This window comes from Treponema sp. JC4, assembly GCF_000260795.1.
Classification (GTDB): Bacteria; Spirochaetota; Spirochaetia; order Treponematales; family Treponemataceae; genus Treponema_D.
Genome location: NZ_AJGU01000013.1, coordinates 21,543 through 36,439 on the forward strand (window position 1 = coordinate 21,543; position 14,897 = coordinate 36,439).

12 protein-coding genes are annotated in these 14,897 nt (G+C 41.9%); 9 read left to right on the forward strand and 3 right to left on the reverse strand.

Translation table 11 applies throughout. The features are described 5' to 3' along the window. Nucleotides 1-12 precede the first annotated feature (12 nt). Nucleotides 13-2,535 (forward strand): homocysteine S-methyltransferase family protein, encoded by a 2,523-nt coding sequence (locus MSI_RS07075; protein ID WP_009105237.1) that lies wholly within the window; start codon nucleotides 13-15, stop codon nucleotides 2,533-2,535. Here the strand turns inward: MSI_RS07075 and MSI_RS07080 are convergent. Next, nucleotides 2,532-3,032 carry a hypothetical protein gene (locus MSI_RS07080; protein ID WP_009105239.1) on the reverse strand — a complete coding sequence of 167 codons (501 nt, stop codon included), beginning with the start codon at nucleotides 3,030-3,032 and terminating at the stop codon, nucleotides 2,532-2,534. The two genes, MSI_RS07075 and MSI_RS07080, sit on opposite strands and share 4 nt — an antisense overlap. After that, nucleotides 3,019-3,915, reverse strand: a complete 897-nt coding sequence (locus MSI_RS07085) for a ParB N-terminal domain-containing protein (protein WP_009105242.1) — start codon at nucleotides 3,913-3,915, stop codon at nucleotides 3,019-3,021. The genes MSI_RS07080 and MSI_RS07085 overlap by 14 nt, the downstream gene beginning before the upstream one ends. A gap of 162 nt (nucleotides 3,916-4,077) precedes the next feature. Between MSI_RS07085 and MSI_RS07090 the strand changes: the two genes are divergently transcribed. Together MSI_RS07090 and rocF are read left to right on the forward strand one after the other, a co-directional pair. Continuing rightward, on the forward strand, nucleotides 4,078-6,009 hold the full coding sequence (locus MSI_RS07090) for a long-chain fatty acid--CoA ligase (protein ID WP_009105244.1): 1,932 nt from the start codon (nucleotides 4,078-4,080) through the stop codon (nucleotides 6,007-6,009). 213 nt (nucleotides 6,010-6,222) lie between these two features. Next, nucleotides 6,223-7,131, forward strand: a complete 909-nt coding sequence (rocF, locus tag MSI_RS07095; RefSeq protein WP_009105246.1) for an arginase — start codon at nucleotides 6,223-6,225, stop codon at nucleotides 7,129-7,131. A 39-nt stretch (nucleotides 7,132-7,170) separates the two neighbouring features. On the opposite strand, the gene MSI_RS07100 is transcribed toward rocF, so the two are convergent. Next, nucleotides 7,171-8,064, reverse strand: a complete 894-nt coding sequence (locus tag MSI_RS07100; RefSeq protein ID WP_009105249.1) for a hypothetical protein — start codon at nucleotides 8,062-8,064, stop codon at nucleotides 7,171-7,173. Between the two features lie 80 nt (nucleotides 8,065-8,144). On the opposite strand from MSI_RS07100, the gene MSI_RS07105 reads away from it, so the two are divergent. From MSI_RS07105 to MSI_RS07130, 6 genes are all read left to right on the forward strand, one after another. Then, the gene (locus MSI_RS07105; RefSeq protein WP_009105250.1) at nucleotides 8,145-10,574 is read left to right on the forward strand and encodes a patatin-like phospholipase family protein; all 2,430 of its coding nucleotides are present in this window, start codon (nucleotides 8,145-8,147) and stop codon (nucleotides 10,572-10,574) included. A gap of 82 nt (nucleotides 10,575-10,656) precedes the next feature. Beyond that, complete coding sequence (locus MSI_RS07110; protein WP_009105251.1) at nucleotides 10,657-11,247, forward strand: biotin transporter BioY; 591 nt, start codon at nucleotides 10,657-10,659, stop codon at nucleotides 11,245-11,247. Between the two features lie 10 nt (nucleotides 11,248-11,257). After that, nucleotides 11,258-11,977 carry an energy-coupling factor ABC transporter ATP-binding protein gene (locus MSI_RS07115; protein WP_009105252.1) on the forward strand — a complete coding sequence of 240 codons (720 nt, stop codon included), beginning with the start codon at nucleotides 11,258-11,260 and terminating at the stop codon, nucleotides 11,975-11,977. Between the two features lie 53 nt (nucleotides 11,978-12,030). Continuing rightward, a complete protein-coding gene (locus MSI_RS07120) occupies nucleotides 12,031-12,753 on the forward strand; it encodes a hypothetical protein (RefSeq protein WP_009105253.1) in 723 nt (240 codons plus the stop codon). Between the two features lie 70 nt (nucleotides 12,754-12,823). Continuing rightward, entirely contained in the window at nucleotides 12,824-14,299 is a 1,476-nt protein-coding gene (locus MSI_RS13970) for an HD domain-containing protein (protein WP_009105254.1), read from the forward strand. 16 nt (nucleotides 14,300-14,315) lie between these two features. Beyond that, nucleotides 14,316-14,897, forward strand: a complete 582-nt coding sequence (locus tag MSI_RS07130; RefSeq protein WP_009105255.1) for a hypothetical protein — start codon at nucleotides 14,316-14,318, stop codon at nucleotides 14,895-14,897.

Below are 14,897 nucleotides of genomic sequence, written 5' to 3' on the forward strand. Positions count from 1 at the left end.
CGGCGGATTATTATGGCAAAAGCAGTTTTGGCAAAGGACATTTTCAAAAAGGCATACTCGGATTTTGTTTTTATTGACGGTGGATGCGGTTCCATTCTGCAGGCTCAGGGCTTGCAGCCGGGTGAACTGCCGGAAACCTGGAATATTTTGCATCCGGAAATCATTCAGAAAATGCACCGTGATTACCTGCTTGCCGGCGCTAATATTCTTACTTCAAATACTTTTGGTGCTAATATTAATAAATTCCAGCCGGGTGACATTAAGTTCAGTCTGGATGCGGTAATAGGAGCGGCAATAAAAAATGCCCGTCAGGCGATTGCTGATGTGGAAAGCGACCCTGCCACACCGGAAATTGTTCGAAATCAGCCGCATTTTGTTGCCTTGGATATTGGTCCTCTTGGAAAACTTCTTAAACCCCTTGGGGACCTTGATTTTGAAGACGCTGTAAAAATCTTTTCTTATACGGTAAAAATTGGTGCAAAGCACGGAGCCGACCTTGTTTTAATTGAAACAATGAACGACCTTCACGAAGCTAAGGCCGCCCTGCTTGCCGCAAAAGAAAACTGCGAACTGCCTGTTTTGATTACCACCGCCTACGACGAATCAGAAAAACTTTTGACTGGCGCTGACCCTATGACCGTTGTTGCAACAATGGAAGGTCTTGGAGCAGACGCCGTTGGTGTAAACTGCAGTCTTGGTCCGGATCAGATGTTTGGAATTGTTGAGCAGCTTGCCCGCTATGCCAGCGTGCCGGTTGTTGTAAGCCCTAATGCGGGACTTCCACGTTCGGAAGGCGGAAAAACTGTTTATGATGTAGCCCCTGCTGATTTTGCCGCTTCTATGGAAAAAATCGCTGACCTTGGCGCTACAATGCTTGGCGGCTGCTGTGGAACTACTCCGGCCCACATTAAAGCTATGAGTGACGCAGTGCGAACTCACAAGGCACACGAAGTTACTCCAAAAAATGACACAATCATCACTTCTTATACTCATTCTGTGATTTTTGATAAAAAGCCTGTTCTGATTGGCGAGCGAATCAATCCGACGGGTAAGAAAAAGTTTAAGGAAGCCCTGCGTAACCGCGATATGGATTATATCCTGGGTGAGGCGCTTACTCAAAAAGAAAAAAAGGCTGATGTTCTGGACGTAAACGTTGGTTTGCCGGAAATTGACGAGCCTCAGATGATGATTGATGTTGTAAAGGAACTGCAGGCGGTAATTGATTTGCCACTTCAGATTGATACAACAAATCCTGTAGCAATGGAAAAGGCTCTTCGCATTTACAACGGAAAACCGATGATAAACTCGGTAAACGGCAAAGAAGAAATCATGAAGGAGATTTTTCCGCTGGCAAAAAAATACGGCGGACTTATTGTTGCCCTTACGATTGACGAAAGCGGAATCCCTGAAACGGCCCAGGGCCGCGTAGAAATTGCCAGAAAAATCTACGCCCGCGCCGCAGAATACGGAATTAAACCTAAAGATATTATTATTGACCCGCTTGCCATGAGTATAAGTTCTGACCCTCAGTCGGCAATTACTACTCTGGATGCTCTTCGCCTTATAAAAGAGCAGCTGAATGGTAAAACAAGCCTTGGTGTTTCAAATATTTCTTTTGGACTTCCTCAGCGCGATTTTGTAAATGCCAGTTTCTTTACTATGGCAATGCACAACGGTTTGAATGCCGGAATCATGAACCCTGGTTCTCTGGAAATGATGAAGGCCTACTACACCTACTGCGCCCTTCTTGCGGTTGATCAGAACTGTGCCAACTACATTGATTTTGCAACGAATCTGCCGGCAACGGTGGCGGCACCTGTGGCTGCTGCCGGAAGTGCCGGGGGAAGTGCCCCTGCGGCAGCTGGCAGTGGTGCTGTGAGTGCGGCTGCAGTTTCGGCAGGAGGCAGCGCAAATACTTCCGAACTCATAGAAGCAATCAAGCGTGGTTTAAAAGACCGCGCTGCTGCCCTTACAGGCGAATATCTTAAATCAAAAGATGCTCTTCAGATTATCGACGGCGAACTTATTCCGGCTCTGGACATTGTAGGAAAAGGCTTTGAAAAAAAGACAGTCTTTCTTCCTCAGCTTTTAATGGCCGCAGAAGCTGCCAGTGCCGCCTTTGGAGTAATTAAGCAGACTTTAGCCGCTGCCGGTGGTGACCAGCAGAAAAAAGGCAAAATCGTGCTGGCAACCGTAAAAGGCGACATTCACGACATCGGAAAAAACATTGTAAAAGTTCTCCTGGAAAACTATGCCTACGATGTAATCGATTTGGGAAAAGACGTAGACCCACAGCTGATTGTAGAAACTGTTCAGCGGGAAAATATCCGCCTTGTTGGATTAAGTGCTCTTATGACAACCACTGTTCCTGCCATGGAAGAAACAATTAAGCTTTTGCGCGAAGCTGGAAGTCCTGCAAAAGTAGTGGTAGGTGGTGCCGTAATGACCCAGAACTACGCAGACATGATTGGCGCCGACAAATACTGCCACGACGCCATGGAAACAGTCCGCTACGCAGAAGAAATTTTCGCTTAATTGCCTAAATTCTTTTTAATTTCTGCTGCCCGTTCAATAATCTTTTCTTTCCAGTCATCATCCTGGGCATTCAGCTGGTAGGTGTTGTAGCCGTACTGCTGTCCAAGGGTGCAGACAATTGTTTCGTCATCAATATGCAGGGAAATTCTGTATCGGTTTGGCAGTTTTTGAGGCAGAATAGTTTTGTTATCCCTCTGAACTTCAGCAAGATGACGCTGGGCGTTTACAATGCCGTCAAATCGTATGTGATAAAGTTTGAAAAGTTTTTTAATGTAGCTTTGAGTGCGGTAAGAGGACGTATAAACCCAGACTTCGTAGCCAAGTTCCTGTAGTTTGTTTATCAGTTCCGTGGCACCGAATCTGACGCGTTCTTTATACATTACACTGAAAGGAAAAATAGGTGGTTTTTCTATCTTATGAGTCTTGGGAGATACAAAAAGCACCTCATCAAGATCAAAAGAGATGCGCATTTTTTCAGTCTGATTATTGTTCTTCACTCTTAGCCATCTCCTCAATTATTTTAATAACTGCTTTTGACCAGCCGGAAGATGAGTCGATATTGTGTTCGTGGAAATTTCCGGTAGCCGTATCAATCTGAAGAACTAAATCATTGTCGATATGGAGGGTCTTTTTGTATTTCTCCTTAAGAAGGTTGTCGTAATTTCCTTTTCCCTTATCCTTGCGTTTTTCTGTACCGGTTACGATTCCTGTAACATTCACGTGATATTTATGGAAGAGGGCTTTTATATAATCATTTGAATAATATTTTGCGCTGAAAACCCAGATATCATAGCCGTTTCTTTCAAGAATTCTGAATAGGGCAGGAATTCCAAGTCTGAGCCGTTCCTTGTAAAAGCGGTTGAAAGGGAAGCCAAGTGATTTTTCTGCTTTGTCCTGGGCTGTGTTATTTTCATTAAAGAATACAACTTCATCCAGATCCATGGTTACCCGCTTATCATGCTTTGAATTACGGATGATTTCCTTAATTTCTGCTTCATGGGTCATGTTAACGATATTTACGTTGATTTTCTTCTTTTTAAGTTTGAAGGCAGCTGCCCATCTGTGGTGACCGTTTAAAATTCTGTATCCGTCAGGGTAAAGCTTTTCTACAATCAAAGGCTCCTGCTGGAAAAAATAGTTACCGGTTACTTCATAATTGTGTACAAATTTCTGTGTGTATTCAGAAATAACCCTGAAGCTTGGGCCTACTTCCGGATGTGTAAATTCATCATCAGGATTCATGTGGAGTTTTTTACAAGGGAGTTTTTTTATCAGAAGCCGCTGAAGTAATCCGGCTTTTACTGGCATAGAAATACCGCTGTATTTTGCAATGTCATCCGCAACGTATTTAGTTAAATCAAATGTATCATCAGCTTCCATAAAGGTCTCCTGCTGTAAGTCTTACATTCAGTATAGCAGTGAAGTTGCAGGTGTCAACAAATTCTAATTTGGCAAAGAAGTTGATAATACATTTAAATCGCAATATAATTAATTACTTAACATTTTTTATAAAATTGTCATTTTACTTTAAATGAGGTAATTATGGTATTTGAGGAAAACTACACTGTTGCAAAGATGATTAAGAATTCGGCTGAAAAGTGGCCTGAAATTCCTGCACAGTATCGTCGCCTGAAAAACGGTGATTTTGAACCTATCACATACAGAACAATGTACCAGACCGGTCTTGATTTTGGTGCCGGACTCCTTGATTTGGGATTGAAGCGTACCGAGCCTATCGGTTTGATTTCTGATAACTGCCCGGAATGGCAGCAGGCTGATATCGGCGTTATTTCTATTGGTGCGGTTGATGTTCCACGCGGCTGTGACGCAACTTTAATCGACCTTGAACAGATTCTTGCAATCACTGAATGTAAATTCTGTATTGCCCAGAATAATTCTCAGGTAAAGAAAATCATGAGCCTTAAGGAAAAGCTTCCGGCTCTTAAAATTATTATCGCTCTTGAAGATGATATTAAGGATGAAGTTCGTGATGCCTGCAAGTCTGGCGAAGTTGAACTTTACACCTTTACTCAGCTTGTAAACAGCGGTAAAAAATGGCGCGTTGAGCACAAGGATGAAATCGAAGCTGAAGTTGAAAAAGGTACAGGCGAAGATCTTGCTACTATCATCTTTACTTCGGGAACAACAGGAACTCCAAAGGGTGTAATGCTCACTCACAAAAACTTCCTTGCCCAGCTTGATGAAATCCCAGAGCGAATTTATATCAACCCTGGTGACCGAGCCCTCAGCGTTCTGCCGGTATGGCACGTTTTCGAACGCGAAGTAGAATACGTAATTTTGATTCAGGGTGGAGCAATCTGCTATTCAAAGCCAATCGGTTCAATTTTGCTGGCAGATTTCAAAAAGCTCAATCCTCACCTGCTTCCAGCCGTTCCCCGCGTTTTTGAAGCTGTTTACGACGGCGTTACTAAAAAAATGCGAAAAACCGGCGGACTGGTTCTTAAACTTTTCAATTTCTTCGTTGGCGTTGCAAAAATCCATAAGGCAATGCAGCGTAAAATGTTTAATCAGAATCCTTGCTTTACAGCTTACCGCCCGGTTCTCTGGTGGATTCTCTTCATCCTGCCTTGGAGCCTGATGTGGCCTCTTTACTGGCTGGGTGATCTGCTGATTTTCCGCAAGATTAAGGTTATGCTTGGCTCTAACTTCCGCGTTGGTATTGCCGGCGGTGGAGCTTATCCTAAAAATATTGATGAATTCTTCTGGGCTATTGGTGTTGAGATTGTAGAAGGTTACGGTCTTACAGAAACAGCTCCAATCGTTGCAGTTCGTCCGATTGCGGCTCCAATTTACCGCACAATCGGTTCTCCAATCCGTGGAGTTCAGGCCCGCATTGTTGATATGGACGGTTATGTTCTTGAACGCGGTCAGCAGGGAATCCTTCAGATTAAGGGTCCAACTGTAATGAAAGGCTATTATAAACGCCCTGATTTGACAGAAAAAGTTATGACTGTTGACGGCTGGCTGGATACTGGCGACCTGGCAGTATTTACAATTCACAATGAACTTCAGATTAAGGGACGTATTAAAGATACAATCGTTTTGCGCGGTGGAGAAAACCTTGAGCCTCTTCCAATCGAAATGAAGCTTTCTGAATCTCGCTTTATCAAGCAGGCAGTTGTTCTTGGTCAGGACAAGCGCTATCTTGCTGCCCTGATTCTTGTTGATGAAGATGAAATCAAGAATTACGCCGCAGAAAACGGAATCCAGTACGATACTTACGAAAATCTTCTTGCATCGAACGGAATCCAGTCCCTTTACGAAGGTGAAATTGCAAACCTTATCAGCTCAAAGAACGGATTTAAGATGTTCGAGCGTATCAACAAGTTCACTCTGATTACAAAACCATTTGAAGTTGGCGTTGAACTTTCTGCTAAGCAGGAAATCATGCGCTTCAGAATCAATGAGATTTACAAGAAAGAAATTGAAGCTATGTTTGTGGAAGAGGATTAAAAATCTTTCATATTATAAATAGTTTCCCCTAAAATAATGGCTCCCGGTCACAGAGCATGGTACAAAACCGCGCGATATCGCGCTACACGCTGATTGTTGCAAAGAAACCATTGAATTGACCGCTCATGCGGTCGCAACAATCAGAGTGTTTTTGCCCCATGCTCTGTTCCCTCGCGCCAGTTTTACCTAAATATTTTCTAACTGGAGTTTTTTATGAACGTTCATATTCTAGAAATGCCGCTGGACTTTGGTGCCAGCCGCCATGGTTCTGATATGGGACCTTCGGCAATCCGCTTAGCCGGAATTAAAGAAAAAATTGAAAGCCTGGGACACAAAACTTTTGAACATTCTTCAATTTTTCAGGTAACAACTCAGGAATACGAAAAAATCGGAAATCCTAAGGCAAAATACCTTGAACCAATCACAAAAGCCTGCACAAACCTTGCTGCCCTTGTAGAAGAAATAGCTGATAAAGGCGATTTCCCACTTACAATCGGAGGCGACCACTCCATTGCGCTGGGCTCAATTGCAGGACTTTCAGCCAGTGCCAAAAAACAGGGCAAAAGGCTGGGAATCCTCTACGTTGATGCCCACGGCGATTTCAACACTACAGAAACAACCCCAAGCGGCAACATCCACGGAGAATGTCTTGCAGCGTCGGCAGGCTATGGAATCCCGGAACTTACAAACCTCTACTATGACGGACAAAAGGTTGACCCTAAAAACATCTGCTTTGTTGGTCAGCGTGATTTGGACGAAGGCGAAAAAAAGCTGATGAAAGAAGCCGGTGTTACAGTCTTCACAATGAGTGACATCGAGCGTCAGGGCTTTTCTGCAATCCTCAAGCAGATTGTATGCTTCTTCCGCTCCCGCGTAGATATAATTCACGTCAGCTTTGACATGGATGTTCTTGACCCTATGTTTGCCCCGGGAACCGGTATTCCTCTTCCAGGCGGACTCACAAACCGCGAAGCCCTGCTTTTGATGGAAGAAATGGCCGCTACTAATATGGTAAAATCTGCAGAAATTGTCGAAGTAAACCCGATTCTTGATATAAGAAACCAGACAGCAATTCTTGCTGTAAGCCTAGCCGCAAGAATTCTTGGCGAAACCTTGTATTAAAAAGAAAAAGCATACGACTAAAAGGCCGTATGCTTTTTTTTATTTTTCCTGCCACTGCTTAAAATAAGGTGCAAAATCCGGGTTTTCTTCTACGAATTTCTGGGCAGCAATCAGATAGTCTTCCCAGCTGGAATAGAAAAGCTTGATTACGCCGGGAAAGCTGGTGAAATCACCTGGAACTACATAGCGGTAGTTGATGTTTTTTTCTATAAAAAGCTTCTGAATTTCTGTAACATTATGCATCAAAATATAGGCAATAAAGGTTGAGCAGACGAATTTTTTAGGTGTTCGCTTGGGATTCAAATCTTTATAGATGTTATAGCTTTTTTTTGTGAGTTTTGGGCTTCCGAATCCCTGATTTTTTTTCAGAGTAAAGAATTTTCTTTTGATGTTATAGCAGGTATAGGGGAAATTCTGCATAACAGAATATTTTACGGTTACATTATCTAAAAAAAACTGAACCATTTCCAGCGAAGCCTGATACTCTGAACGCGGAACTTTCATTGCGTAAACCCATAGCTCAGATGAAACAGGGTCGCATTTTCTCATATACGGATTGTTTGAAAGGTCTGTGCAGATTTCAAGTTTTAGCTGCTGTTTTCCGCCCAGGGTAACTCCGTAAAAATCATCATTCAAATCAAAACCTATTGCGGCGTGGCTAACAAAAATATCGCTGAGGTTTGTTGTACTGATTCCGAATTTCAAGAGGTTTGTAACGTTGAGCGGACTTGAATAGCAGGGGTTGTAAAGTCGGAAAAAAATATAGGCCTCATCTTCAGTTGCGGCAAGTTCCGGCGCTTCTATTGTAACTTTTTCTTTGTAATCATCAAAAATCTGAACCGTGCGGGTTGTACGACAGCCGTAAGCAAGAAAAACGAAGAGGGCAAGAATTGATATTCTAAAAAATTTTTTGATTTTCTCCGAGTCAAACATAACGTTCTGATATTATGCTCATTTTTAAGGTAAATTTCAATTAAGGGGCAAATTTGAAAAAAGCGTGTTATTATAGAAGAATGAAAAAATCTATTCTTTTATCGATAGCTTGCTTTTTTGTTCTGGCTGATTTGTTTTGCGGGCCTCATATTGCTGATGAAAAATTGCCTGCGGGTCCCAAGCCTGAGGGACGTCCTTCTGTTGCCCTGGTTCTTGCGGGCGGGGGTGCTAAGGGCTTTGCCCATCTTCCGGTAATTGAACTTATCGAAGAGCTTGATATCCCGATTGATATGGTGGTTGGAACGAGTATCGGCTCTATTATAGGCGGCCTTTATTCTGCGGGTTATACTCCTCAGCAAATTGATAAAACTTTTCAGAATGTTGACTGGTCGCCGATTTTTTCTGATGTTGCTTATTCACCTTATGAGCGTACTCTAAAGGAGCACAGCCTTTATAATTATCTGCTTTCCCTTAATCTTGGTCTTGATTTTTCCCTTAAACTGGGAAAAGGCCTTTCAAACGGACAGAAAATCTATGAAATGATAAAAGAGCGGGTTATCAAATATCCTTCTGATATGGATTTTAATAAATTTCCCCTTCCTTTCCGTGCCGTCACCACCGATATGCTTACCGGCGAGGCTCTGGTTTATGATGAAGGTGATATTGCGGAAGCAATCCGTGCAAGTATGAGTATTCCTTCAGTTTTTGAACCTATGGAAATTGACGGAAAATACTGCATTGACGGCGGCGTTCGTTACAATCTTGCAATTAATGTTGCCAAAAATATGGGCTACGACATCATCATTGCGATTGATATTTCGCAAAAACCTCGTGATAATCCAGATACTTTTACGGCAAATCCGGGCGTTGCAATGCTGGAAACAATTACGATTGCCCAGTACACGGCGACAAAGGCTATGTATGAATATGCTGATTTGATAATTACGCCGGAAGTCGGAAAATACGGAACTATGGATTTTAAAAAATCTTCTGTGATTTATGAGGAAGGAAAAAAAGCCGTAGAACAGTATAAGGCCGACCTGGAACAATTGCGCAAAAAAATCTATCCAAAGGATTATGATTCAAATGGAAATAGGATTTCAAAAGAAGGCCTCTCCAAAAAGCATTTCCGCTATGATGTAAAACCAAATCTAGTGATTAATTCTGTTGAGGCAGAAGGCCTGCTACCAGCTGATAAAAAATATCTGGATAAGGAAAGTAAGGCTGTTCTTGGAAAGCAGTTTACTCCGGAAGTTTTTACCAGTTTTATGGAAAATATCAAGCTTACCGGTAACTATAAGAATATAAAGGCGCGGGTTTTTGAAGGTGAAAATGGCTCTAAGCTTCTTTTGAAAATGAAGCAGGAAGAGGCAAAAAGTACAAAAATCTGTGCTGACATTGATTTTACCCAGATTGTTTCGACCAGAACCACTGCCATGCTGGATTTTATTCTGGGACTTCAATTCCGCGGACTTACGGGGCGGGGTTCTGTTATTTCTTTCCGGGGAAAAACGATAAATGATTACGGTGCTGACCTTTATTACCTTCAGCCGATAAATACCAATCTTTTTGCTGATTTAGACCTGAATGTGGAGGATACCCGCTATCCTCAGCTGCCTTTTGATTTTAAATCTAATGATTATTCTGAAAATTCTTCCTATAAAACTTTTAATGCCTGGGCTTCAGTTGGTTCCCGAACAGATTTAGGCCATACTGTAAAGCTTGGCGGATATTTTAAGCGTTATTCAACCGACTCTTTGTTTGGAATAGACTATTTTGATGATAAATTAAGTGAAGATGTCAGGGAGGAGGCAAAAAGACGAGGTCTGTCTCCGGCGGAAGTATTAGATGACGTGCTTGAACTGACTACAACGGCAAACAGTATGGGATTTTTCTTAAATTATGAAATATTCAATCTTGATTCCATGGTTTTTCCTAAAAAAGGCTTTTATTTTGATTTTAATGGCCGTTACTCATTTCCCTTTAAAGACGGCTGGGAAGTTCAGAAGAGACTGCTGATTTTAAGTGCGGAAGGAAAAGCTGTAATTCCAATGGGCCCTCATATGTCTTTGAGTACTTCGGCACTTTTGGGAACTGACGTTTTGAGAAATCTTTCTGATTCAAGATATGCCATGCTGACAGAAGGCTTTACCAATTTCAACAGGATTTACTATCCGCAGATTTGCAGTCCTAATGTTTATGGAAGCAATGTTCTTGCAGGCTCCCTTATGCTGCAACTTATGCCTTTTCAGCAGCTTACAATTCTTGGCGGAGATTTATTGTTTACTCTGAACGGGACTTTTGGAAGCATAACTCAGGATTTTACAAAGCTGATTCCAACTGATTTTGATAACTGCAGCAGTCATTATTTTCTCTGGTCTTGCAGCGGTGGAATGGCTTTGAAGGTAAAGGCTTCCTACAGTATTTATATGAGAGTTGGTGCGGGAACAACCTTGCAGAAGACTGTTGCGCCATTTTTCTCTCTTGATGTAGGTTCAATCAGTTTCTAGGTAAGGGTGATAAAAATATTGTAAACTTATTTATAAAATACAGGTTTACAATCTTTTTAATTTGCGATAAATTCGCATTATTATGAAAAGAAAAAGTTTACTTCCTGCTTTTATTGCTTTGTTTGCGGCAGTGATTTGTGTTGGCTGCTTTATTATGATTCCTCTTGGACCTGTTCCAATCGTACTTCAGAATGCCCTTTGCATTTTGACAGCGGTTCTTCTTGGCGGTCTTTTTGCCGGCGCTCCTGTAGCTTTATTTTTGCTGGCAGGTTTAATCGGCCTTCCGGTTTATTCTGGTGGTAGCAGCGGAATCGGGGTCTGGATGGGACCAACCGGCGGATTTTTGCTGGGCTATCTCCTTGGCGCAATTGTTTCCGGTTTAATTGCAGGAAAACCTTCTGTTACAGATAAAAAAATCACTTTGGGACTGGCTCTGCGGGTTTCGCTTGCTATGATTGCCGGTATGGTGATTTTGTACATTCCTGGTGTAATTCATTTTGCAAAATGGGCTGTCGGCGGCGGACGGGTTCCTGCTGAAAAATCAGTTATGGCTTATACAATGGCGGCCTGTGTTATTCCATATATTCCGGGTGATATCATTAAGCTTGTGATTACAATTCCTGTGGCGCTGAAAATCCGCCCTGTTATTGCCCAGTATCTTTACGCTGATTAAAATAGGTTTTATGGAAAAATTATCGGTAAAAAACATCTGCAAAGGCTTTAATACTCTGAATGGACGCCGGGAAGTTCTTAAAAATGTCAGCTTTGAGCTGGAGAAGGGAACTTTTACCGTAATCGGCGGGGAAAACGGCAGCGGAAAAAGCCTTTTGATGTCGATTATCGCGGGGCTGGAAACTGCTGATTCCGGTAACGTAGAAAGCTTTGGCCGGGCCGGGCTTGTTTTTCAGGAGGCAGAAACTCAGATTTTAGGTGAAACTCCCGAAGAAGATATTGCTTTTGGACCGAAAAATCTTGGCTGGAGCCGGGAGCGGATAAAAGCCGCCGTAGCCGATGCCCTTGAGAAAACCGGTCTTACCGCCAAAAAAGATTTTCCTGCCCGCTTTTTGTCCGGCGGTGAAAAACGTCGTCTTGCGGTTGCCTGCATGCTGGCCATGGATTTACCCCTGATAATTCTGGATGAGCCATACGCCAATCTTGATTTTGGTGGCGTTCGTCAGGTCAACGCTCTTCTGCGTGATCTGAAGGCTCAGAAAAAAACGATAATTCTTCTTACCCACGAAATTGAAAAATGCCTGGCTCTTGCCGACCGTTTTATCGTACTTTTCCGCGGCGAAAAGGTTTTTGATGGGACGCCTGAGGAGATAGTTGGAACTGATGTTGAGCAGTGGAACATACGTAATCCGTTTAATTCCTATAAAAAGGTAACGGATTTATTATGGTAGACATAACTGGCGCGAGGGCGTTACACGACCGGGAGCCATTGTAAGGATATACAATGATTAAAACAGGTAAAAACAGTCTTGCCTTCTCTTACAAAGCGGGAAATAGCCCGCTGCACAAAATGCCTGCCTGGCTCAAAATCCTTTTGATTCCAGCCCTGAATATTCTGATTTTTAATCTGCCTCTCCAGTTTGCGCTTGCTTTTATTCTGCTTCAGGCAATCCTGGCCTTTGCCCTGCATTTTACCCCTCGCGAGCTCTTTGCCGATTTACGTCCAGTTTTATATTACGCAGTGATTTTGTACGCTACAAGCTTCATTGCTACCTTTTTTGCCGCCTGTCAGGGGGGCCTTGCAAACCCGCAGACCACGACTTTTACGTTAGTTGACAGCCTAAAACTCTCTTTATCATCATCCTTCAAAAATACCTCAACTATCAGAATGCTTGTAAAACTTTTCTGTATCCTGCAGTCGGCATCAATCCTCTTCAAAACTTCTACCACCCTGCAAATCCGCGAAGGACTAGGGGCAATTGAAAGTGCCGTACGAAAAATTCTTCCGGTATCAAAGAAAAACCGCTTTACCCCTACAGCCTCGCTTTTCATCTGTTTTATCCCAATGGTTTACAAAAACTGGGAGCTTTCCAGAAGAGCCTGGCTTGCACGCGGAGGAAAAAGCGGTATCAAAATGCTTAAGGCAATTTTTCCCGTTTTTTTGAGTGTGGGAATCAAACAGGCCTACAACGCAGCCCGGGCACTTGCAGTAAGAAGTCATGAATAGTTAAAAACATTATTCTAACAGAACGTTTTTTTCGTGCATTTTTCAATTCCTGTGTTATCCTTTAACATATATGATGAAATTACTTGAAGAAGCAATTATTTATGCAACGATAATGCATCAGGGAAAAACTCGAAAACTGAATAAAATCCCTTACATTTTTCATCCTCTGGAAGTAGCACAGATTCTTGCTACCCTGACTGATGATGAAGAAATCATAACAGCCGGAATCCTTCATGATATTGTTGAAGATACAGACGGAAGTATGGAAGAAATTGAGAGCCGTTTTGGAAAACGAGTAGCTCTGCTTGTAGCTTCTGAATCTGAAAAAAAATATCCGGGCGAAGATAAAAGCCTTACCTGGCAGCGAAGAAAAGAGGATTCAATTCTTGTATTAAAAAACAGTACGGATATTGGAGTTAAAATGCTCTGGCTTTCCGATAAGCTTGCAAATATCCGTTCGATTGCCCGGGCCTATTCTGAGCTTGGTGAGGAAATGTGGAAAAGTCTTAACCAGACTGATCCGGAAAAACACCGCTGGTACTATCAGTCTATTGCGGAAACCGTAGAGCTTTCGCTTAATAAAACCGGTGCCTTTAAGGAATTCATCAAGCATATTAACTTTATCTGGCCGGGAACCTTTGACTCTGAAAAGACAAGATACAAAAAATACAAGGAAGTTTCGGTTGAAGGCTGTAAGATTATCGGGCGGGGCGCTAAGGGCGAAGTATACCGCTATGATGATGAGCTGGTAATTAAGGTTTTCAACGAAAACAACACTTATCACGATGTTGAAATGGAAATCGATTTAAGCCGAAGGGCTTTTATCCTTGGAATTCCTACAGCAATTTCTTTTGGTATTGTGTCGGTTGGTAATAAGTATGGCGCTATGTATGAGCTTGTTGATTCTGAACCGCTTTCTAATTTTATAGCCCGCGCTCCAGGTCAGGTTGAAGTTTATGCAAAGATGATGTCAGATCTGGCTCATACAATTCATGATATCAAGATTGATAATTTTGTTTTCCCTCTTGTTTCTGAAAGGTTTAATTCCTATCTTGACGGCGGCCTGATGATTGAAAATGAAGGGCTTGGTAAAAAATGCAAGGCACTTATTGATAGACTGGGAAATTATAAAACTGTACTTCATGGCGATTTCCACACAGGAAATGTCTTCCTGCTTAAGGGCGAGCCGCTTTTGATTGATATGGGAAGAGTTTCTCAGGGCCATCCAATCGCGGAAATCAGTGATGTATATTATTTCTATGTAAGTCTTGGACTTGATGATCCGTCCAATGTTGAAAAATTCATGGGATTTTCTTATGCGACTTCAAAAAGATACTTTGATTTCTTTTTAAGTCAGTATCTGAATACGGATGATGAAATAATTCTTAATGAAATAACCGAAAAAGCTGCAATTTTGTGTTATATACGTCTGATAAACAAGTATCACAAAAAAGGCAAGCCGACGGCTTTTGAGCAGAAGCGGATTTCGGAATTTATAGAAAAAATAACCAGTTTGTTAGAAAAATACGACACGCTGGAGTTTTAATACAGGCAGGTAAAATATGAAAATTACAACAAAAGAGAATGGAAAAGACTTCCTTGATTTGATTTTGCAGGAATGCGAAATGGCTGCAGCAAATGCCAAACTTACTGAAAAAGAAACAATGCGGCTCAGATTGATTGGCGAGGAACTTGTTGGAATGCTTCCTGAACTTCTTAGCTTTACTAACGGTGAATTCTGGATTGAACCTTATGGGAAAAAAATTGAATTGCACCTTTCTCTTGTTCCGAACGAAAACCTTGATTTTGAAAAGCGTGAAAAAATACTTGCAATTTCTTCTGACGGAAAAAATGCTTCTGCAAGTGGAGTTATGTCAAAAATCAAGATTGCAATTGAATTTATGCTGATTGATTATGAAAATACTGTAAAAGTTGCAGCACCATTCTTTGATTATGGTTTTACAAGCGATACAGTTCCTGCCTCTCCTATGTGGACTTTGATTAACTACCGCGACAATGTTAATAAAGAAAAAGACGAAAAATGGGATGAGCTTGAAAAATCAATTATCGCTAATATTGCTGATGACGTGACCGTTGGTTTGCAGGGAAATAAAGTAGAAATTACTGTAAAAAAGAGCTTTTAG